The sequence below is a fragment of the Cytobacillus gottheilii genome (assembly GCF_900166665.1).
Taxonomy (GTDB): domain Bacteria; phylum Bacillota; class Bacilli; order Bacillales; family Cytobacillaceae; genus Cytobacillus; species Cytobacillus gottheilii_A.
On record NZ_LT800494.1, the window covers coordinates 200,507 to 222,056 of the forward strand.

The following is a 21,550-nucleotide window of genomic DNA, read 5'->3' on the forward strand; positions in this document are numbered from 1 at the left end:
GAAATTTAAAAATTAGGTGAGTACATATAGAACTGGGGTGATAGCATGCCAAGTATGGAAGAAGTTCAGCGGCAGCTTCAAGAACTGCATGTAAGTGATCATCGAAGGAAATTAATGAGAAAAGAGATTGAAGAGCTGCCCAATATTTTAAAGGAGAATGAAAAGATTTTACGCTTAATGGGCGGCACTTATCAAACATTTACTGGGATGTTCATCGCAACCAATAGCCGCTTTCTTTTTATTGATAAAGGCTATAAAGGGAAAGTAACACTGTATGAATTTAAGTATGATGAGCTTTTAGATATGAAATACAATCTAGGATGGGTTTATGGGAAAATAGATATATTCTACTTAGGAAAATGGATTAAATTAGAGATGCTGGAGAAAGAAGAAACAGAGTCTTTTTTTCATTTTATAAACGACAAGAGGGGGAGTTTTAGCCCATCAATTGATGACAGCACTGTGGCAGAAATAAAAATTGAAAAAGAGATGAATCCTCAATCTCATCGCAAATCCGGCCTTTTTTATGAAGTATCTAATCTTCAGATTGAAGAACGTCCAGAGGTAAAGGAAAAGGTGAGCAGATGGCTCGGTTTTAAACCTTTAGATTCCTCTCAGGAGCAATATATAAAGAAGCTGAAAAAACGTTATTTTTGGAGAGTTTGTTTAGCAGCACTTATCTTAGCAGTTATAGTTATAAGCCTCATTGTACAAAGTTCCTTAATAGAAGTATGGAAGTTTGCAGTCTTCTTAAGTGTTCTTTGGATTGGCGGGGCATGGGTTCTGCAAAAAGAGCTGAATGAAGATATAAATAAAAAGAAAAGTACTTCTTCACTCGTAATCTATAAATATTGCATCAGGTATTGGAATAGTTTCTTTGAATACCTTATTCCTAACAGTGGCTATAGAATAAAACCGGATGTCACTAGATTGTTTCTTAAGTATGGTTTTGAGAACCGCAGAAACATGAAAATAACCAGGTTCTTTCATTTTCCGAAGCTGCAAAAAGACCGAATATATTATATCTCTTATAAAACGAAGAAGCATACTGAAAATACTAGAAAGATGGGGTTATATTTCGAGCTAACTATGCCAAAAGACGCGAGGAAAAGTTTACATCCTTTTGTGCTGATACCTAAAGGAAATAAAATTAAAAGTGAAAAGTATACATTACAGCAGTCCTTGGAAGTTCATAATCTTTTTTCAGAGAAGGAAATTCCTCAAGAACAACTCAATGAAATCATTTCCTTTATTCAACCGCTAATCAATCGAGATATTGGGGTAGCTGTGAAGTTCCACTACCATTTAGAAATCTATCTTCCTTATTTTTTAGAGACTAAGGAACAGTTAAAGTCAGAAGAACAATTACAACAGATTCTAGAAGATATTCACCTATGGCATGCATTGTATGAAAGGAGTATCATCTGGCGTTATGGACAGTTATCTGCTGAATGGAAAGCAGGAAAAGAGAAGGCGCAGGAGTATTAAAGTTACATCTGTGCTTTCCTCTTAAGTTCTTTTGTTTCTGATTAGGCAGACGTACAATGAAAAAAACTGTAAAAATGGTACAATGATTCCGATAAGAATGACCCGTTGTGAATACTACTAATCAGAAATAGGGTGTGAGAGTTGTTTAATCAAGTTATACCAGCGATCCGTAATATGAAGGACTTTGAATATGCGTTAAAAAAAGATCATGAATATATCATTTTCTTAGAAACCCGGCTTTCCCAGGTAGAAAGTGTTGTTAAGTATGCGAAAAAGAATGGTAAAAAGGTGTTTATGCATGCGGACCTTATTCAAGGCCTGAAAATGGATGAATACGGCATCGAATATTTAATCAATAATGTGAAGGTGGACGGCATTATCTCCACGAGAGTAAATGTGATTAATTTGGCAAAGAAACACAATATCATTGCCATTCAAAGGCTGTTTGCATTAGACAGTCATGTGCTTGAGAATAATGTGAAAGTATGCAGAAAAATCCAGCCTGATTTTATAGAAGTGCTGCCGGGCATTATTCCAGGCATCATGGAAGAAATTCATGAAAAAACAGGTATTCCGCTTATTGCTGGCGGTTTAATTCGCACAAAAGAAGATGTTGAGAAGTCTATAGTAAATGGTGCGATTGCCGTTACAACATCAAATAGAGAGCTTTGGTAAGGCACGCAATGGACTACTTTGAAAACATCCTGAACCTTGTCCCAAAATATTTTGTTGACACCGTTTTCATATAGTTATACACTGTATTTAAGTTAATAACTAGTGACCGTGACCAGGAGACACATTAAATGCTTTGGATATTTATTCAAGGGTATTTAGTGTGTCTTTTTTATGCTTTCGTAATGGTCATTGTTATTGGGGATGGAGTTTTAAAGAGAGATCAAAAGGGGGATTAATATGAAAAACATGAAAAAAACAGTCATCTTATTAGTGGTTTCATTATTGCTGATTGTAGTTGGCAGCTTTTCAGCTTCTCAGTTTAATAGTTCAAGCGGTGATGTGGATGTATCACGAATTTACTTTGATACACCAAGAGGAGAGCTTTCGGGTCTCTTGTACAAACCAGAAGGAAGTGACGAACAGCCACGACCAACCATTATTGCGACTCACGGATATCTGAATTCTGCTGAGATGCAAGATGCACAGGCAATTGAAATGTCCAAAAGAGGGTATGTCGTTTTAGCATTAGATCAATATGATCATGGACACTCAACAGGTACAATGGAAAAGCCAGTTCCATTTTTCTCATTCTGGCCTCAAGCTATTTATGATGCAGTGCAATATATGTATGATCAGGAATTTGTTCTGAAAGATGAAAGCGGCAATGGAATCATTGCAGTTTCTGGACATTCAATGGGCGGCTTTTCATCCACTCATGCCGTTATGCTTGATGAAATGGACTTCCAGGAAACAGGCATCAGAAAAATCTTTAGTTCTTTAACAATGGGCTCTGATTATCAGTGGCTGAGATCACTTGAATACACGGATGAGATCATCAACAATTCATATGGTCCAAGAACGTCTGGTAAAATTGCAGGATTATATGATGAATTCTTCTTCGATGCTGAAGCCGCAGCAACTGGCGCACCTGTAGTGAAGAAGAATTATATCGGCACAGCTGAGGGGCAAGGATTTTTAGGCAATCCAGAAAATCCGGAGGCAGGAACGATATATGAAGTGAATGGTGGAAAAAGGGTGATTTATCAGCCAAATGAAACACACCCTTGGAATCATTTTTCAAAAACATCTACAGAATACGCAATTGATTTTTATGATATGACGTTTGCTGATTACAGCAATATCGTAACGGTAGATGCTGACAGTCAGACATGGATGTATAAAGAGTGGTTCTCTTTCCTTGCACTGATTGGGTTCTTTATGCTATTCATACCAGTTGTATCACTGCTGTCAAAACTGCCTTTCTTGAAAAACGTTTATACTGGCAGACCTGATCTGCTTCCAGACGCAAAAACAAATGGTTCCAAGCTCGCAGGTTTGTTCTTAATAGTAATCGGGCTGCTGTTCCCTGCTTTATTCTTCTCTGCATTATATAGTGGAGATCTATACGGAATGAGGCTCTTGAGACAAGTAAGTATGATCTTTATTGCCATTTCCGCCATTGCTCTAATCTTCTCAATGGTGAAAAAGTCAGAGCGTACGATCACAGTCGTTTCTTCTATTATGCTTGTTTTGAGTGTGGTTCAATATGTTATTTTAAGGAACCAAGATACTCTTATTGCAACAACAGAGTTCTTTGGAGCGCCAACAGTAAACCCAGTTCTTTATTGGGCTATTAATGTCGCAATTGTCACTTTAATGATTATGGTGGGCTATCACTATATTGCTAAAAAGCCTGAGGGTGCAACGATTAAAAGCTATGGAATTAAGGTTCACATTAAAACGATTCTTGCAGCCTTTGTAACAGCCGTTGCAGCAGTTGCAATTGGCTATGGAATCCTATATCTTGTAGATGCATTATTCAAGGTTGACTTCCGTCTTTGGACATTAGCTGTAAAAACGTTTGAAGATCAGCATCTGATTGCTCTATTAAAATATGCTCCACTTTTCTTTATTTACTATTTCATCGTTGGCTTATCTGTCAATATGAATACAGCTGGTGTAAAATATGATGGATTCAAAGGTTATCTCGTTTCTATCATTCACTTTATAGGCGGCTTAGTTTTATATTTAGGCTACCAATATGGATTATTATTTACTACAGGAACAGCCGGTTACACAGGAGAATCGCTGTCCTCTATTATCGTCATTGGATTGGTTCCTGTTCTTCTAGTAGCTGCCATCTTCAATCGCTACTTTTATAGAAAAACCGGCAATGTGTATGTAGGTGCTATTTTAAACACAGTATTAATGACACTCATTACGCTGGCAAATACTGCGCTGTATACAATTTTTTAATAAAATATAAATTAGAAGAGAGCAAGGAGCACGCTGTTCCAGGCTCTCTTTTATTCACAAACAGCCACCTGAAAGAGTATGGCAAGGAATGATGGATAAAAGAGGAGGAATACGGATGGGAAAATATATATTAGCATTGGATCAAGGAACAACAAGCTCCCGTGCTATTCTTTTTAATAAAAAGGGGGAAATTGTTGGGACAGCTCAGCAGGAGTTTGAACAATTTTTTCCGAAACCAGGCTGGGTAGAGCATGATGCAAATGAAATTTGGACTTCCATCCTTGCTTGTATTGCATCTGTGCTGCGAAAGGCAGATGTGGAGCCAGGGGAAGTAGCAGGAATAGGCATTACAAACCAGCGTGAAACAACGGTTATTTGGGATAAGAACACTGGAAAGCCAATACATCATGCGGTCGTCTGGCAGTCGCGCCAAACGGAAGGCATTTGCCAGGAACTGCGTGACAAAGGATATAATGAATTATTTAACAGTAAAACAGGTCTTCTTTTAGATCCCTATTTTTCTGGGACGAAAGTAAAATGGATTCTTGATCATGTGGAAGGTGCCAGAGAGAAAGCCAATAAAGGAGAGCTTTTGTTTGGTACCATTGATACTTGGCTGGTCTATAAGCTTTCAGGCGGCAAGGTGCATGTAACCGATTATTCAAACGCTTCCCGGACACTTATGTTTAATATTTATGATCTGCAATGGGATGATGAGCTGCTGGAAATTTTAGATATACCAAAGAGCATGCTGCCTGAAGTCCGTCAGTCTTCAGAGGTTTACGCACATACAGTAGACTACCATTTCTTTGGTCACAATGTACCTATTGCCGGTATTGCCGGCGATCAGCAAGCAGCATTGTTTGGCCAGGCATGTTTTGAAAAGGGCATGGCAAAAAATACGTATGGAACAGGCTGCTTTATGTTAATGAACACCGGCAGTGAAGGAGTGAAGTCGGAGCATGGACTTCTTACGACGATTGCGTGGAGTGTTGACGGGAAAGTTGAATACGCTCTGGAAGGTAGTATATTTGTCGCTGGATCTGCTATTCAATGGCTGCGTGATGGAATGAGAATGATTGACAGTGCCAAGGCAAGCGAAGAGTATGCCAGCAAAGTAGAATCAACTGAAGGCGTATATATGGTACCTGCCTTTGTAGGAATGGGTACCCCTTATTGGGACAGTGATGCCCGCGGAGCCGTATTTGGCCTGACACGCGGTACAACAAAGGAGCACTTTATTCGTGCGACATTGGAGTCTCTTGCCTACCAGACAAGAGATGTATTGGATGCAATGACAGCAGACTCTGGCATTGATTTAAAATCATTGCGTGTGGACGGCGGTGCTGTTCAAAATGACTTGTTAATGCAATTCCAAAGCGATATTTTAGGAGTTCCTGTTGACCGCCCTGTTGTGAATGAAACCACAGCATTAGGCGCTGCTTTTCTTGCTGGCCTTGCAGTTGATTTCTGGTCCGAAAAGGAAGAAATTGCTCAGCAATGGAGAAAGGATCGCACCTTTACAGACAATATGGCTGACGAAAAGCGAGAACTGCTCTACAATGGCTGGAAAAAGGCGGTCAAAGCAACTCGTGAGTATAGATAGATTTTTACAATTGCTGTAACGTAAAACTTTAAAAGTTATTCATCAAATGTTATACTAAAGATAAGTTAATATTACTTGGCTGGAGATCTCGAGAGACCACAATCACCCTTTTTTGGAAACGAAAAGCAGGGTTGGTTTGTGGTCTCTTTTTTTGTACCTTCAGCAAGCAGGAACTAAAACATTGTTTAATAGCTTTTAATGACATAGTGAATGAAGAACATAAAATGAGAGGATTGACTTGTATGAAATTCACAAACTTAGTAAGACAAGACGTTAAAGCTCAAATGCAAACAGAACCTTTGGATATACTTGTGATTGGAGGCGGAATCACTGGCGCGGGAATTGCACTGGATGCGGTTGCGCGTGGAATGAAAGCTGCTGTTGTAGAAATGCAGGATTTTGCAGCCGGCACTTCAAGCAGATCGACAAAACTTGTCCATGGCGGATTACGCTATTTAAAGCAATTTGAAGTTGGAGTTGTGGCTGAAGTAGGAAAGGAAAGAGCCATTGTATATGAAAATGGTCCACATGTAACAACACCGGAATGGATGCTGCTGCCTTTCTATAAAGGAGGAACCTTTGGGCCTTTTACAACAAATATTGGCTTAAGGGTGTACGATTTTCTAGCGGGTGTTAAAAAGAGTGAAAGAAGAAAAATGTTTACCCCAGAGGATGCGTTAAGACGTGAGCCATTATTGAAAAGAGAGGGAATGAAAGGTGCAGGCTATTATGTAGAATACAAGACAGACGATGCCCGCCTGACCCTTGAAGTGATGAAAAAGGCTGTTGAAAAAGGTGCATTGGCTCTCAACTATATGAAGGTCATTGACCTAGTGTATGAAAACAGTAAAGTGGTTGGGATAGTAGCCGAAGATTTAACGGATGGATCAGTGCAGGAGATTATGGCAAAGAAAATTGTGAATGCTGCAGGTCCGTGGGTAGATACTCTAAGGGAGATTGACAAGTCAAAAAAGGGAAAATCACTGCAGCTGACAAAAGGAATTCACCTTGTCTTTGATCAAAGCCGTTTTCCGTTAAAACAGGCAGTATACTTTGATACACCAGATGGACGCATGGTATTTGCCATTCCAAGAGAAGGCAAGACATATGTTGGTACGACAGATACCGTTTATAAGGGAGATATTGCTCATCCAAAAATGACGGTTGAAGATCGTGATTATGTATTAAAAGCAATTGATTTTATGTTTCCAGAAGTGAAGATTACAGCAGAGGATGTGGAATCAAGCTGGGCTGGGCTTAGACCATTGATACATGAGGATGGAAAGTCTCCATCTGAAATTTCAAGAAAAGATGAAATTTTTGTTTCAGAATCAGGATTTATCTCCATAGCTGGAGGGAAATTGACAGGCTACCGTAAAATGGCGGAAAACATTGTTGACTTAGTGGCGGAGCAGCTCCACAAAGAAGAAAGAAGAGAATTTCCTGGAACACAAACAAAGCATATGACCATTTCCGGCGGTGATGTAGGCGGTTCGAAAGGATTCATCGCATTTGCACAGAGCAAGGTAGAAGAAGGCAAGAAGCTAGGTCTGACAGAAGCTGAAGCGGAAAAATTAGTACAGCGCTATGGATCAAATGTAGATCAAGTGTATTCTATTTATCAGAATAATGCCGGCAAAGCATTAGCAGAAAATCTTGACCCAGTCGTTTATGCTTGTTTAACGTATGCCATAAATGATGAGCAGGTCTATAAGCCTGCAGACTTCTTTATTCGAAGAACCAGTGCCCTCTTTTTCAATATTGCCTGGGTTCAAGCGCATAAGGAATCAGTTATCCAGTATATGAAAAAAGTCTTTAACTGGAGCAATGAGCAGGAATTAGAATATAAAGAGGAACTGGAGCAGTTCATTTATGAAGCATCACATCCGATTGCTAAGGAAGAGTTTTAAATCAATTTAAACCAAACTAAATCCAGCAGAGTATAATCTCTAGCTGGACTTAGTTTTTATATCCTTGCTCGTGTTAACAGAATAATAATCTTTAAGATCTTCATTAAAACATGCGCAGGAATAAAATACTTTTGAATGAAGGAAACTGTGATAAAAAAATCTTGCTAACAAAATGAAACCTTGATATATTATAGCTTAGTTAATGACGGGATACACTTTGACATGTTACTGGTAAAGCAGGCTAGATCAAATGTACACCAAATAACCATAGAGTATTTTCGCTCTCTAATGGGGTATTTGTGTATATTTGATCTTTTTTTGTTTTAGTGTCTCCTTACCCGTTGGCCAGCGGATTAATCTAGTGAAGGAGCTAAGAGGATGAATATAAAGCAATTGGCCCAAGACATCTTAACGAATGTTGGAGGGAAAGAAAACATATCGCAATTAACACATTGTTATACCCGCTTGCGTTTTATACTGAAAAGTGTAGAAAAAGCCAATAAAGAAAACTTGGAGAATATGGACGAAATTATCTCGGTTGTAGAGAGTGCAGGCCAATTCCAGGTGGTTATAGGAAATAAAGTAGAAGATGTGTACGCACACATTATGCAGCATTTGGATGACTTAGGCAGTCCTCAAGGAAAGAAAGAAGAGAAAAGTTCTATTGGGAGCCGGATTTTAAATACAGTAACGGCTATTTTTACACCAATCATTCCAGCAATCGCTGCATCCGGCATGATCAAAGGGATTCTAGCTCTTGCGGTCATGATCGCTACTCGCTATTACGGCATTGATATTAAAGAGTACAATACGTACATTATCTTGAATGCTGCATCAAGCGCAGTGTTTTACTTCTTCCCAATTGTGATCGGTTATGCCGCATCAAAGGTGTTTAAAGCAAATGAATTTATTGCAATGGTATTAGCAGCAACCCTATGTTACCCTGACATTGTTGCATTAATGACTAGCGAAAATCCTGTTACCTTATTTGGGATTGGCATAACAGAAGCTAACTATACTTCTACCGTAATTCCAATTATCATTGCAATTTTTATCATGGCTTATGTTCAGCGTTTCTTTGAGCGTGTGATACCTGAAGTTCTAAAGATTATCATGGTACCTACTTTTACATTATTGGTCATGGTACCTGCCACTTTAATTGTTTTTGGTCCTATTGGCATTTATATAGGAGATTTCATTAACTGGCTTTATTATGTCATTATGGACATTAGCCCCATTTTATTAGGAGCATTTATAGGCGGAATCTGGTGTGTGCTGGTGATCTTTGGCGCACATAAAGCAATTGTTCCAATCGGCATCAATGATGTCGCAAAAACCGGCCAGCAGAATCTATTAGCTTTCGCTGGTGCAGCTAACTTTTCTCAAGCAGGAGCAGCAGCAGGGGTGTTCTTAAAGACAAAGAATAAAAAACTTAAAACACTAGCAGCTACTTCCACGATAACAGCTCTATTTGGTATCACTGAACCAGCTATATACGGTGTAAACCTGCGACTGAAAAAACCAATGATCTACGCAGTCATCAGCGGTGCGTTAGGCGGGGCTTTAATGGGCTGGGGAGGCTCATACGGTACAGCCTTTGCGAACCAAGGGGTTTTAACCATTCCGGTATATATTGAAGCAGGTACAAAGGCTTTCTTATGTTATTTGATCGGGATCGCAATTGCATTTTTTGGTGCTGCTGCAATGACCATAATATTTGGATTTAAAGATGTGCCGGAAGATGCAGAAGTGGATGAAGCACCAAAACATACGGATAAAGTTGTTCCAGGAGCCATTAAAGCAGATGGAGATATTGAAATCCCGTCACCTCTGCAAGGAACAGTACTTCCTTTATCACAAATAAATGATGAAGTTTTTGCTTCAGGAGCATTAGGTGAAGGAATTGCGATTTATCCTGAGATCGGAGAAGTTGTCGCACCAATGGATTGTAAAGTGACAACCTTATATCCAACTTTGCATGCTATTGGTTTACAGTTTGAAAATGGAGTAGAAATGCTGATACATATTGGCTTGAATACAGTTCAACTTAAGGGCGAGGGATTCAAGGCACATATCCAAGCAGGCGATGAAATTAAAAAGGGGACAAAAATTGTTTCCTTTGATATAAAAGATATGGAAGCAAAAGGCTATGATCTTAGTACTCCGATTATTATAACGAATTCAACACAGTATCAAAGTGTTACATTTAGAGAAAATGACATAGCAACACCTGAAGGACAATTATTATTAATTAAAGCATAGGAGTGTTATAGATGAAAAATTATTTTAAAGAGGACTTCTGGTGGGGAGCTTCATCCTCCGCTTTTCAAATCGAAGGTGCATGGGATCAAGATGGAAAAGGGAAAACAGTTGCGGATCATAATTCATTTATGAAATCAGATGTACAAGCCGATACCACGGTTGCAAGTGATTTTTACCATAATTATAAAGAAGACATTTTATTAATGAAAGAACTGGGTTTAAAAACATACCGATTCTCCATTTCCTGGGCAAGAATCATCCCAGATGGAGACGGAGAAGTCAACCAAAAGGGAATTGAATTCTATAATGATGTAATTGATTTCTTACTAGAGAATGACATCATACCATTTGTGACTCTATATCACTTTGACCTTCCTTTTGCTCTAGTTGAAAAGTACAATGGCTGGGAGAGCCGTGAATCTGTATATGCGTTTGAGAAGTATGCAAAGGTTTGTTATGGAGCGTTTGGCGATCGTGTGAAGCATTGGCAAGTGAATAATGAGCAAAACCTTATGGTACGAGTGAATATTCGAATGAATATGTATGATGTTCCGGCTGATCAGGTAGAAAGAATGAGAGCACAGATGGACTACCATATGTTTGTTGCACATGCACTCGCAACAAATGCCTGCCATGAAATGCTGCCAGATGCAAAAATCGGTCCAGCGGTGTCTTCTACGATGACATATCCCAGCTCAAACCGTCCGGAAGATGTATGGGCAGCACGCATGAATGACAACTTTAAAACAAACTACGCATTAGAGATGTATTGTTATGGTGATTATCCTGGCTATTATAAAGAGTATCTTAGAAAATGTGATATTTACCCTATAACAAAACCTGAAGATGCTGAAATTCTAAAGGCAGCGAAACCGGATTTTATTGCTTTAAACTACTATCGCACTCTTGTTGCCAGCTATTTGCCGGCAGATGAAGCCAATCCATTTGGAACAAAGGTGAACGATATTGACTTTGACTTATATGGATACTTTAAGATTGAAAAGAATCCAAATTTAGTAGTTACTGATTACGGAATTCAAGTAGATCCAATGGGATTAAGACTAGTGTTAAATGATTATTATGAAAAATATCGCTTACCATTAATTATTACTGAAAATGGCCTGGGAACAGGAGACCAGCTGACAGAAGACGGCAAGGTTCATGACGATTACCGTATTGAATACTTAAAAAGTCATATTGCAGCATGTAATGATGCGATTGCGGATGGTGTAGAACTATTTGGGTATTGCCCATGGTCTGTGATGGATTTATTAAGTTCTCGCCAAGGCTTTATGAAACGTTATGGATTTATTTATGTAGACCGAGATGATTTTAATGAAAAGGAATTGCGCAGAATTAAAAAGGATAGCTTTCACTGGTATCAAGAGGTAATCAAAAACAATGGACTAAACTAATCCATCGAAGAAAAATAGCCAGACAGATTCTAAAAAATGATGAACAACTCATTGATATTTTTGGCAGAGCAGATAAAATCTATTTAATCATCTAAACGAATCACTAATATGATAAAACTCCTCTAAACGATTTAGAGGAGTTTTTTTAATTCGGCAGTGGTTTTCAAAGGCTGAGGAATCTTCCTCAAGTAAGATTCCTGCAACCCATTCTAAGTTTATACTCTATCAGCATGATAGCGTCCGATAGGCACTACATTTGGCGATCCTGAAACAGGATCTTCAATCACAGTAGAGTTAAGACCAAAGATGTCTTTAATCAAGGTGCTTGTGATTACATCCGATGGTTTCCCCTCCGCTGCCAGCTTTCCGCTGTGCATCGCGAAAATATAATCAGCATAACGGGCGGATAAATTAATATCGTGCAGAACCATAACAATGGTTGTTCCGCGCTTTCGATTTAGATCTGTCAGCAGATCAAGAATTTCAACCTGATACGTAATATCTAAGAAGGTGGTTGGTTCATCAAGAAACAAAATATCTGTTTGCTGTGCTAAGGCCATGGCAATCCAGACACGCTGTCTTTGACCACCGGAAAGCTCATCAATATTGCGGTTGGCAAGCTCGGTGATATTCATAATATCCATGGCATCTGCGACCGCTTCATAATCTTTTTTCGTCCATCCGCTAAATAAGGATTGGTGAGGAAACCTGCCTCTGCCAACCAAATCTGCCACTGATATTCCCTCTGGCACAATTGGAGATTGCGGCAGCAGCCCAACAATTCTGGCTAATTCTTTAGCGGGAATCTTACTGATCGGTTTGTCATCAAGCGTGATGCTGCCGGAAGTGGGCTTGATTAGCCGTGCCAATGTTTTTAAAAGCGTCGATTTCCCGCAGGCATTTGCGCCAATAATAACACTTATTTTGTTGCTCGGAATGGTTAAGCTTACTTCATGTAAAATTTTCTTATTTTCATAGCCAGCTTCAATTTTTTCTGCTTTAAACACATGCGGTGATATCATCATAAGTCTCCCTTTCGATTCATTCGGATGAGCAAGAAGATCAGATATGGCGCTCCGAGTATTCCTGTTATGATTCCTACAGGGAATCTGACTTCAAATGCGAATTGACCGATCAGATCTGCTGCCAAGACGAGATTTGCACCAACAAGGCCTGCAGGGATGATGCTGGAAAAACCAATACCGACAATTCTTTTCGCAATTGGTCCGGCCAGAAATGAAACAAAGGCAATAGGACCAGTCGTTGCAGTAGCAAGTGCAATCATGCAGACCGAGCTGACAATTAATAATATTCTTGCAAGGTCTGTTCTTACGCCTAAAGTAGTCGCAGCTTGTTCACCAAGCTCTAATATACTTAAATGTTTCCCTAATAAAAGGACAATAGGTGTACAAATCAGTACGGCGATTACAAGAGGAGGAAGTTCATCCATTTGTGATCCATTAAGACTGCCGCTCAGCCATCTGATGGCTGCCGGGATGTCCTGCTGATCACCTTTTAAAAGAACATATGAAATGAAAGCGTCCAGCATTGCCTGGATCCCAATCCCCACTAAAATAAGACGGCCGATGGAAAACGTTCTTCCTTTAGATAATAAGTAAATGAGTATAACGGTTATAAGTGCAGCAATCACAGAGACAATGGAAACTACCGTATTACTGGTATGAAGTATAACAATGCAAAAGACTGCTGCTGCACTTGAACCAGATGTAATTCCGATAACATTAGGATTTGCAAGTGGATTGCGCAGCATCGTTTGAAAGATGTATCCTGCTATACCGAAAGCAAAGCCGGCAAAAAGACCCGCCAGCATCCGCGGCAGACGGATGGTATTAACAGCAAATGTTACCCCTTTAATTTGTTCGCCAGAAAGAGTGCGAATGACATCGTTTACTGGGTAGATCGTGTTTCCCAGTAAAAGCATGGCACAGCAAAGGACGATTGCAAGAATAAAGAGGAGGCTAGTGACCAATATCCAGCGGCGGCGTCTAAGACGTCTGCCTTGTTTGATGATTTCAATAGAATTTTTTTTCATAGTGAACGCACTTTCGCTTTCATTGCTATAATAATCAGGATTGGAGCACCGATAAAGGCAGTTACAACTCCAACTTCCAGTTCTCCAGGACTGCCGATAAGCCTGCCTGCTACGTCAGAAATGGTTAATATAATGGCTCCTGAAAGGGCGGCCATTGGAATAACGAAACGAAGATCAGGACCAATCATCAGACGGATTACATGCGTAGCCAGTAAACCAACAAAGCCAATTGGACCAGCAAGTGCAGTTGCTGCACCACATAGAAGTACCCCGGCAAAAGCGGCAATAATTCTTAGCGTTCCTGTACGCACGCCTAATCCTGTTGCTACATCATCACCTAGCGCCAAGGCATTTAAGGCTGAAGCTGCCAGGGTTCCAATGACAAGGCCGGTAATGAGAAATGGCAAAAAGAGAGAAATGGACTCCCAGTTTCCAGACCCAACACTGCCCACTTGCCAAAATCTAAATTGATCCATTACGTAAGAGCGTGGAATCATAATAGCACTGACAAGGGATGAAAGTGCTGCACTTGTCGCGGCACCAGCCAAAACAAGCTTAAGAGGCGTGGCACCCCCACGCCCCATAGAGCCAATACCATATACAAATACAGCTGTAACCATCGCCCCAGCTATTGCCAGCCACATATATTCACCCGCAGTACTAATGTTAAAGAATGCGAGTCCGCAAATAACGAAAAGGGATGCGCCTGTGTTGACTCCTAGAATGCTTGGATCTGCAATGGGATTACGTGTAACAGCCTGCATAAGCGCTCCGGAAACACCAAGTGCTGCACCGCAAAATAAACTGAAAATGGTCCGGCTGATTCTCTGACGAACGACGCTGGCCCCATAGGAGTCAACGTCGTTGTGAAATAAGCCAGCCATCAGTTCATTCCAGCTCACAGTACGAGAGCCAAGCGCCAGAGAGGCGACTATACATACACCAAGCAGGATCAAACAAGCAGTCAATACGATTATGAAGTTTTTTGGTAAATACGCATTTTTCTGCTTTATAGTTTGATCTGTTAAACTACTCATTTATCTTTTCAATAGCTCCTCCGATTAACTCTAAATATTCATCAATCGTATAGTCAATTGCAAGCGGATTCGGGTTGCCAGCTGCTCCTAATGGAGAGGTACCATTAATGAATACCACAGAACCTCTTTCAATGGCAGGAATCTTTCCTAATAGAGGATCAGCTTTTACGGCTTCATATAAACTATCATCTCCATAGCCAACAATTAAATCAGCATCATGAAGTAAATCAGCATTCTCAGCACTTAAACTTAAAGAGTAACTAGATGGATCTGTAATCTCGTTTGTAACACTTTCAGGATACTCCATTCCCAGCTCCATTAAGAATTCTCCACGCGGATCTGCAGGTGTGTAAAGGTGAAGTTTTGACATATCATCAGCTGAGAAGTTTACCCACACAACCTTTTTCCCTTCCATTTCAGGATGTTCAGCAGCTTTTTCCTTAATTAAATTCTCCGTGTCTGCAATCAGCTGTTCTCCTTCTTCCTTCATGCCCATACCAGTTGCGCTAAGAAGAACTTGCTCACGCCATGTTGTAGCCCAAGGTCCTGTTTGATATGCAACAACTGGAGCAATTTGACTTAATAAATCATAGTCTTCCTGGGTGATGCCTGAGTATGCTGCTAAAATGACATCTGGATCTGAATCAGAAATCGCTTCAAAATCAAGACCATCTGTATCTTGGAAAACATTCGGGTTTTCTTCCCCAAGCTCCTCAAGCTTTTCCGCTGTCCAAGGCAATAAACCACTGTCATCCTGAACACCAAAGTTTGCAGCTGAAAAACCTACAGGCACAACACCAAGAGCAAGAGCTACATCATGGTTTGCCCATTGAACAGTAGCAACACGTTCAGGTTTGCTTTCAATAACCGTTTCACCAAAAGCATGCTCAATCGTAATTGGATACTCAGAGTTTTCATCTTCGGTAGCATTTGTCTCTTCGGACGAATCTGAGTTACTCTCATTCTCATTTGAAGCTGTATCAGAATCCTGACCAGAACATGCAGCAAGCAGGAATAGGGTCATAGCAAAAATAATGAAGGTAATAAATTTTTTGTTCGCTTTCATTCTTTTTCTCATCCTTTTCGTCATTAAGTTAGTAGTACTCGCAATGCCTGCAATCATTTTAAACCTTTGCTTTAATGGATTACTTTCTTCATTTATTTGAAAGCGGTTATAAATCTATGTAAATAGGGTTAGCCATCAGTAAAAATGAAGAGTATTGCAAAACTCTTTGAAAAAATATTTGGTAATGAAATTCATTTTCAATGATAATCGTTATCAGTTAAAGTGTCAATGAAATTTTCATAGAATGCTGTCTTTTCAGAGAATATTGTGGTAATGCAAGCAGGAAAGGTGCAAAAACCACCTTTCCTGCTAAATAAAAACTTAGATTGAATATATACAACAGGTCGTTAATATCATTTGGTCTAAGCTATTCACCACTTCACAGGTCTTCTATTAGCTCGATAATTCCCTTCTGAATAGGAGATAGTCTTCGGTTTGGATGGTAAATCAGAAAGACAGAGCGACGTTTATTTGCGTCAAACTCCTTAAAAAGGAGAGATCCTTCTTTGATCTCCTGCTCTACTGAGAGTTTAGACACAACGGCAATCCCTGCATTAGCAAGAATGGATTTCTTTATAGCCTCAGCGCTTTGAATTTCTAACTCATATCGAAACTGAAGCTCTTCTTTGTCACACCACTTGCGGAAAGTCTTTGTCGTCGTGGAATCTTCTTCTCTAAGCAGCACTCTCTCATTCTTGAACAGTTGCGGAAGCTCTAAAGAATAGGAAGCAAGCGGATGCTGACTATTCATGGCAATTCCTATCGGATCCTCCTTGATCGGAATGGAAATAAATTCATCGACATCCTCTCTATGAGCAACTACGATCCCAATATCAATGCTATAGTCATGGAGCATTTCCCGAATTGCTCGAGCGTTATGTACATGTATCTTTATCTCTGATTCTGGAAACTGTTCGTAAATGTTTGGCAGGGCGGAAGGAATGATAGAACTTGCTACGGTATTGCTTACTCCGATCATAATAGATCCTTGCTGGACATGCTGTATATCTAACAAGGTTTGTTTGGCTTGATTGTGGACCTGCAATATCTTTTCTATATATGGAAGCAGTATTTTACCTGTGGAGGTGAGCATTGTTCTTCTGCCCCTATATTCAACGAGGGCAAGCTGACACTTTTCTTCCATCTTCTTAATGTGAAATGTAATGGTAGGCTGACTCAATTTAAGGTGCTCTGCTACTTTTGTCAGCTGTCCTTCTTTATGGATCGCTTGTAAAATTTCGTATTGCTGTAAAGTAAACATAAAACTCCTCCTATAGAAAAAATCTATCGAATTCTAATATTTTATAAAAGAAATATTAATAGTAGCTTAACAGCTTGTTAATTTTTAGTTAACGATCCCTTTGTATAGTGGAATTAACACAGAAAAGGGAGGATTTTTAATGAAGCTTAAAAGATTGTCAGTGCTACTTGGTTTAATGGGTATACTTACTGCCTGCGGTGTAGAAAGTCAGGCTGGGACCAAGACAGAAGAGGCTGCACTCGAAACAATACGGTTTGTAGATACAGGTGCTGAAGGAATGGAAGAGCTGAAAAGAGAATTTGGGCCATTTAAAGATGCATTAGGAGCAGCTACAGGAAAGGAAATAGAATTCTTCTCTATTTCAAACAGAACGGCTGCTACTACAGCAATGGAGTTTGGTCAAGTTGATTTAGTGCTTACTGGTCCAGGTGAATATGTGACAATGAAAAACGCAATCAATGTAAAAGGTGTTGTTGGTATTACAAGACCTGGATATCGCAGTGTCATTGCAGTTCCTGCAAGCAGTGAAATACAAAGTATTGAAGAACTCAAGGGGAAAACGATTGCGATGAAAGACATCGGTTCAACATCAGGACATGTTGCGCCTGTGGGAATGTTAATGGATGCTGGTCTTGACCCCGAAAAGGATGTAGAAACACTAATGCTGGGAGAAACATTTGTAGAAGCATTTAAAGCAGGTGAAACAGATGCGGTTGCATTTTCTCTTTCCCGCTATAACGATTTAGTGGAAGAATGGGGTGCCGAGAATGTACGGGTACTAGCCGAAAGTGACGACCTGCCAAATGATCTTTTTGTAGCTAGTGAGGAATTTTCCGAAGAACAAGTGGAAGAGCTTAGGCAGCAAATGATAGAGGGGCAGGATCAGCTGCTTGAAAGTATGATCACAACAGGTGAGCATGATCATTATTCAGAAAGTGAATTTGTAATTGTGAACGATGAAGATTACGATGATCTGCGAAAGATCTATGAAAAATTAGGAATCGAAGTCAATTAGTTGGAGGACATTCATGCTGCAGGTAAAACAGGTTACGAAAAGGTTTAATGATGGAACGGTGGCATTGTCTTCTATTGACATGAATATACAAGCGGGAGAATTAGTCATTTTACTGGGTCATAATGGTTCAGGAAAATCGACGTTATTACGAACGATTGGGGGATTAGAGGCTGCTACATCCGGTGATATTTTATTAAGTGGTGAGTCTATTTCCCATGGTGGAAGAAGGCAGATGAGAAATTTACGTAAAAAAATGGGTCATGTATTCCAAAAGTTTCATTTAATCCCTAACTTATCTGTTTTTCAGAATGTCCTATTTGGAGCACTTGGACGGCATCCATTAGTAGTTTCGACACTCCACCCATTTGCCAAAAAAGCACTACGTGAGAAAGCCATGAGTTGTCTGGAGCGGGTTAATCTTGATCACTTGGCGTCGAGACGGGCTGACCAGCTCTCCGGCGGACAGCAGCAGCGGGTAGCGATAGCGAGAATGTTGATGCAAGAGCCATCTATTATTCTGGCAGATGAGCCAATTGCATCTCTTGATCCCAAGGCAGGAGTAGAAGTAATGGACTTATTGATTGAAGTGGCAAAGGAACAGGGGATGACGTTAATCTGCACGCTTCACCAGCTTGACTTAGCTGCAGAATATGGAAATAGGTTTGTTGGATTAAGCAGCGGAAGGCTTGTTATGGATGAGAAGAAATCACATCATCATACCCCTCGTTCATTTGCTTGGCTGTATGAGGGAGAAAAGGAGCTGCTTGAAAATGTCTAACCGTACGAATAAAAGCAGTATGCCTCCGCGTTTTTCCATGCCTCCTGTTTGGAGCTGGATTGTGATGGTAGGATTTCTAGTGTTTTTTATTTCAGGCGTAGTAAACGCTAACATATCAATAAATAGAGTATGGGAAGGGGCCTCCAATATTGGCACGTTCCTTGCAAGGGCGTTTCCGCCGGATATGAGCCGCTGGGATAGTATTTTAATGGCGATGCTTGAGACATTTGAAATAGCACTTGTTGGTACAGTACTTGGTGTAGTCATTAGTCTCCCAATTGCTCTATTGATTTCTCAAAATACAACTCCGCATGTCGCGGTTAGCCGTGCCCTTCGGTTCATGGTATCTGTTATGCGGACTGTGCCGGATTTAGTATGGGCGCTCATATTTGTAATATCTGTCGGTTTAGGTTCATTCGCAGGGATCTTAACGATTATGGTAGATACGATTGCTTTTTGTGCCCGTTTCTTTTCAGAGAGAATTGAGGAGATTGATAAGGGTCCGGTGGAGGCCATTCAGTCTACAGGCAGCAATCGTTTAGGAATTTACGCTGCTTCCATTATTCCAATCGGTTTTCCTTCCTTCGTTGCCACAGGTTTATTTTCTGTAGAGAAAGCTATACGTTCAGCGGTTGTCCTTGGCCTTGTTGGTGCAGGAGGAATAGGGATTGAGTTATCGACTTCTATGTCTTTAATGAAATATGATGAGGCATTTATGATTATTATCATTATTTTTATCGTGGTTGTTATGGTTGAACAGCTTTCATCAGTGATACGAAAAAAGATAATTTAAGGAATGAACAAGGAGGAAACATAGATTGCTTTTTTTAGTGCGCCATGGAGAAACAGAATGGAATTTACAAAAGAGATTACAAGGGCAAAAGGATATCCCTCTAAGCAAAATAGGCATTGAACAAGCACAACAATTAGAAGGACATTTCCATCAGCAGCAAATTGTTTTTGAGCATATATATACGAGCGATTTACTTCGGGCGAAACAAACAGCTCAATTACTAGTGAGAAAAATGACTGATAAAATGATTAAAACAGATATCAATTTAAGAGAACGTTATTATGGGGAGCTCGAAGGGAAATATATAGCGGAAATTGAAAAGTTAATCCCGAATTATCAGGTTAATTTCGGCGAGAAGATGCTTTATGGAATAGAATCGTTAGAAGATATGCAGAAAAGAATGGCCGCAATTATTACTTCTATTGCAGTAAAGACAAAGGGTTCACCAACGTTAATTGTTTCTCATGGAGGAGCGATTAATGCTTTTCTCCATTTCATAACTAATGGTGAAATGGGTACCGGGAAAGGCCGCTTGGCAAATACAGCGATCACTCAGCTTGATTGGATTGATCAAAGCTTTCAAGTCAAAACCTACAATGACACCCCCCATATTGTGGTGAATTAGTGGAATAAAGCCTCTCAAAGAGTGTTACAATCTTTGAAAGGCTTTATTTTTTCTTATTGAATCGTGTCTGACTCCAAAGTCGTCATTAAACAAGCAAACCATTAAAGTGTTACTATAAAAAGGAACAGGAAGTGCCTAGAAGATAGAGGTCAAGGGGGATGTCAGGTGTACATAAAAACCTTAAAAGCAGGTTCAATCATTATCATGTTTTTTCTGATTATTTACTTAGGAACTTTAATTGACTGGATATTTAAACCCCTAAGTGTGTTTGTACAGACCTTGTTTTTCCCTATTTTAATTGCAGGAATTCTCTTTTACATGTTTAGACCAGTTATTCAATTATTGAGCAGAAGAATGTCCAGGATGCTGTCAATTGTTCTTCTGTTTGTTGTGTTAATTGGCCTGCTCATTTCTTTCTTATATTTTATCGTTCCTGAAATCGAGAGACAATTTCATAATCTGATTATAAATATGCCGAATATCGTATCAGAGCTCCGCTTGCAGCTGATTACCTTACAGCAAAATGAAATGGTCCAGCGATTTGGTTTAGAAGAGCTATTTAATTGGGAGGACCAGCTTGATCAGGTTGGCACTGTCGTTGGCCGGCTTGTTGGAGACGTGGTTTCTACGAGTGTAAAGCTAATTAGTACCTTATTTAGCACAATCATTTTGGTATTTATTGTTCCGTTTATTTTATTTTATTTGTTAAAAGAAGGCGAAAAGCTTCCAACATTCTTTTTAAAGTTTTTTGATGAAGAAAAGCGGCGTGAAGTTGGCGCTATCCTGACGAATATGGATGAAACATTGAGTAATTATATTCAAGGTGTCCTGATTGTTTGTTCATTTGTGGGGGTTCTTTACTTTGCTGGCTTCTCAATCATTGGGTTGGATTATGCCTTGATATTGGCCATCATTGGTATGGTGACGAACATTATTCCATATCTCGGCCCGTGGCTCGGGGCGATTCCTTCCGCCACAATTGGTCTGCTTCATTCTCCGATGATGGCACTATTGGTTTTAATTATTATTGTTGTCATCCAGCAAGTCGAGAGCATCATCGTGCAGCCGCAAATTATTGGGAAAAAGATGTCTATTCATCCAGTAACTGTTTTGGCATTGGTGCTGGTGGCAGGGCGATTTATCGGAATTATAGGGATGGTGTTAGTCATCCCGGTTTATGCGGTAGTAAAGGTTTTAGTCATTTATTTATACAGACTTTGGAAAATAAGGGTGAGGGAAAACAACAATAAAAAGACGGAATAGTGCTTGGCAAGAGAGGCTGTTATGATATAAGGCTCTGTAATGGTATG

17 protein-coding genes are annotated in these 21,550 nt (G+C 39.8%); 12 read left to right on the forward strand and 5 right to left on the reverse strand.

Annotated features, from left to right (window positions below):
- The first annotated feature begins 45 nt into the window (after positions 1–45).
- The 7 genes from B7E07_RS01265 to B7E07_RS01295 all read left to right on the forward strand — a co-directional run bounded on the left by B7E07_RS01265 (position 46) and on the right by B7E07_RS01295 (position 11,612).
- Positions 46–1,488 carry a PH domain-containing protein gene (locus tag B7E07_RS01265; RefSeq protein ID WP_080843689.1) on the forward strand — a complete coding sequence of 481 codons (1,443 nt, stop codon included), beginning with the start codon at positions 46–48 and terminating at the stop codon, positions 1,486–1,488.
- Positions 1,489–1,629: 141 nt separating this feature from the next.
- A complete protein-coding gene (locus B7E07_RS01270) occupies positions 1,630–2,163 on the forward strand; it encodes a glycerol-3-phosphate responsive antiterminator (RefSeq protein WP_139785549.1) in 534 nt (177 codons plus the stop codon).
- Between the two features lie 237 nt (positions 2,164–2,400).
- Positions 2,401–4,419, forward strand: coding sequence for an alpha/beta fold hydrolase (locus B7E07_RS01275; protein WP_080843690.1), 2,019 nt, complete (start codon positions 2,401–2,403; stop codon positions 4,417–4,419).
- A gap of 115 nt (positions 4,420–4,534) precedes the next feature.
- Entirely contained in the window at positions 4,535–6,025 is a 1,491-nt protein-coding gene (glpK, locus tag B7E07_RS01280; protein ID WP_080843691.1) for a glycerol kinase GlpK, read from the forward strand.
- A 242-nt stretch (positions 6,026–6,267) separates the two neighbouring features.
- On the forward strand, positions 6,268–7,935 hold the full coding sequence (locus tag B7E07_RS01285) for a glycerol-3-phosphate dehydrogenase/oxidase (protein WP_080843692.1): 1,668 nt from the start codon (positions 6,268–6,270) through the stop codon (positions 7,933–7,935).
- Between the two features lie 378 nt (positions 7,936–8,313).
- The gene (locus B7E07_RS01290) at positions 8,314–10,197 is read left to right on the forward strand and encodes a beta-glucoside-specific PTS transporter subunit IIABC (RefSeq protein WP_080843693.1); all 1,884 of its coding nucleotides are present in this window, start codon (positions 8,314–8,316) and stop codon (positions 10,195–10,197) included.
- 11 nt (positions 10,198–10,208) lie between these two features.
- Positions 10,209–11,612 carry a glycoside hydrolase family 1 protein gene (locus B7E07_RS01295; protein WP_080843694.1) on the forward strand — a complete coding sequence of 468 codons (1,404 nt, stop codon included), beginning with the start codon at positions 10,209–10,211 and terminating at the stop codon, positions 11,610–11,612.
- Positions 11,613–11,827: 215 nt separating this feature from the next.
- Here the strand turns inward: B7E07_RS01295 and B7E07_RS01300 are convergent, their stop codons facing one another.
- From B7E07_RS01300 to B7E07_RS01320, 5 genes are all read right to left on the reverse strand, one after another.
- On the reverse strand, positions 11,828–12,634 hold the full coding sequence (locus tag B7E07_RS01300) for an ABC transporter ATP-binding protein (RefSeq protein WP_066442064.1): 807 nt from the start codon (positions 12,632–12,634) through the stop codon (positions 11,828–11,830).
- A complete protein-coding gene (locus B7E07_RS01305; RefSeq protein WP_080843695.1) occupies positions 12,634–13,665 on the reverse strand; it encodes a FecCD family ABC transporter permease in 1,032 nt (343 codons plus the stop codon). The genes B7E07_RS01300 and B7E07_RS01305 overlap by 1 nt, the downstream gene beginning before the upstream one ends.
- Positions 13,662–14,702: a FecCD family ABC transporter permease gene (locus tag B7E07_RS01310; RefSeq protein ID WP_066442066.1), complete on the reverse strand. Its 1,041-nt coding sequence runs from the start codon at positions 14,700–14,702 to the stop codon at positions 13,662–13,664. The genes B7E07_RS01305 and B7E07_RS01310 overlap by 4 nt, the downstream gene beginning before the upstream one ends.
- Complete coding sequence (locus tag B7E07_RS01315) at positions 14,695–15,768, reverse strand: iron-siderophore ABC transporter substrate-binding protein (RefSeq protein WP_080843696.1); 1,074 nt, start codon at positions 15,766–15,768, stop codon at positions 14,695–14,697. The genes B7E07_RS01310 and B7E07_RS01315 overlap by 8 nt, the downstream gene beginning before the upstream one ends.
- A gap of 379 nt (positions 15,769–16,147) precedes the next feature.
- Entirely contained in the window at positions 16,148–17,029 is an 882-nt protein-coding gene (locus B7E07_RS01320; RefSeq protein WP_080843697.1) for a LysR family transcriptional regulator, read from the reverse strand.
- 139 nt (positions 17,030–17,168) lie between these two features.
- Here B7E07_RS01320 and phnD point away from each other — a divergent pair, with 139 nt between their 5' ends.
- The 5 genes from phnD to B7E07_RS01345 all read left to right on the forward strand — a co-directional run bounded on the left by phnD (position 17,169) and on the right by B7E07_RS01345 (position 21,503).
- Positions 17,169–18,044 (forward strand): phosphate/phosphite/phosphonate ABC transporter substrate-binding protein, encoded by an 876-nt coding sequence (phnD, locus tag B7E07_RS01325; protein WP_080843698.1) that lies wholly within the window; start codon positions 17,169–17,171, stop codon positions 18,042–18,044.
- 13 nt (positions 18,045–18,057) lie between these two features.
- Positions 18,058–18,822: a phosphonate ABC transporter ATP-binding protein gene (phnC, locus tag B7E07_RS01330; RefSeq protein WP_080843699.1), complete on the forward strand. Its 765-nt coding sequence runs from the start codon at positions 18,058–18,060 to the stop codon at positions 18,820–18,822.
- Positions 18,815–19,615 (forward strand): phosphonate ABC transporter, permease protein PhnE, encoded by an 801-nt coding sequence (phnE, locus tag B7E07_RS01335; protein WP_257391370.1) that lies wholly within the window; start codon positions 18,815–18,817, stop codon positions 19,613–19,615. Before phnC ends, phnE begins: the two co-directional genes overlap by 8 nt.
- Positions 19,616–19,640: 25 nt before the next feature.
- Complete coding sequence (locus B7E07_RS01340) at positions 19,641–20,240, forward strand: histidine phosphatase family protein (protein ID WP_080843700.1); 600 nt, start codon at positions 19,641–19,643, stop codon at positions 20,238–20,240.
- A 165-nt stretch (positions 20,241–20,405) separates the two neighbouring features.
- Positions 20,406–21,503 (forward strand): AI-2E family transporter, encoded by a 1,098-nt coding sequence (locus B7E07_RS01345; protein ID WP_080843701.1) that lies wholly within the window; start codon positions 20,406–20,408, stop codon positions 21,501–21,503.
- Positions 21,504–21,550: the final 47 nt, after the last annotated feature.

Excerpts from the sequence above, each read along its gene's own strand:
- B7E07_RS01265 (WP_080843689.1), top strand. The coding sequence starts at position 46 with ATGCCAAGTATGGAAGAAGTTCAGCGGCAGCTTCAAGAACTGCATGTA.
- B7E07_RS01275 (WP_080843690.1), top strand. The coding sequence starts at position 2,401 with ATGAAAAACATGAAAAAAACAGTCATCTTATTAGTGGTTTCATTATTG.
- glpK (WP_080843691.1), top strand. The coding sequence starts at position 4,535 with ATGGGAAAATATATATTAGCATTGGATCAAGGAACAACAAGCTCCCGT.
- B7E07_RS01285 (WP_080843692.1), top strand. The coding sequence starts at position 6,268 with ATGAAATTCACAAACTTAGTAAGACAAGACGTTAAAGCTCAAATGCAA.
- B7E07_RS01290 (WP_080843693.1), top strand. The coding sequence starts at position 8,314 with ATGAATATAAAGCAATTGGCCCAAGACATCTTAACGAATGTTGGAGGG.
- B7E07_RS01295 (WP_080843694.1), top strand. The coding sequence starts at position 10,209 with ATGAAAAATTATTTTAAAGAGGACTTCTGGTGGGGAGCTTCATCCTCC.
- B7E07_RS01300 (WP_066442064.1), bottom strand. The coding sequence starts at position 12,634 with ATGATATCACCGCATGTGTTTAAAGCAGAAAAAATTGAAGCTGGCTAT.
- B7E07_RS01305 (WP_080843695.1), bottom strand. The coding sequence starts at position 13,665 with ATGAAAAAAAATTCTATTGAAATCATCAAACAAGGCAGACGTCTTAGA.
- B7E07_RS01310 (WP_066442066.1), bottom strand. The coding sequence starts at position 14,702 with ATGAGTAGTTTAACAGATCAAACTATAAAGCAGAAAAATGCGTATTTA.
- B7E07_RS01315 (WP_080843696.1), bottom strand. The coding sequence starts at position 15,768 with ATGAAAGCGAACAAAAAATTTATTACCTTCATTATTTTTGCTATGACC.
- B7E07_RS01320 (WP_080843697.1), bottom strand. The coding sequence starts at position 17,029 with ATGTTTACTTTACAGCAATACGAAATTTTACAAGCGATCCATAAAGAA.
- phnD (WP_080843698.1), top strand. The coding sequence starts at position 17,169 with ATGAAGCTTAAAAGATTGTCAGTGCTACTTGGTTTAATGGGTATACTT.
- phnC (WP_080843699.1), top strand. The coding sequence starts at position 18,058 with ATGCTGCAGGTAAAACAGGTTACGAAAAGGTTTAATGATGGAACGGTG.
- phnE (WP_257391370.1), top strand. The coding sequence starts at position 18,815 with ATGTCTAACCGTACGAATAAAAGCAGTATGCCTCCGCGTTTTTCCATG.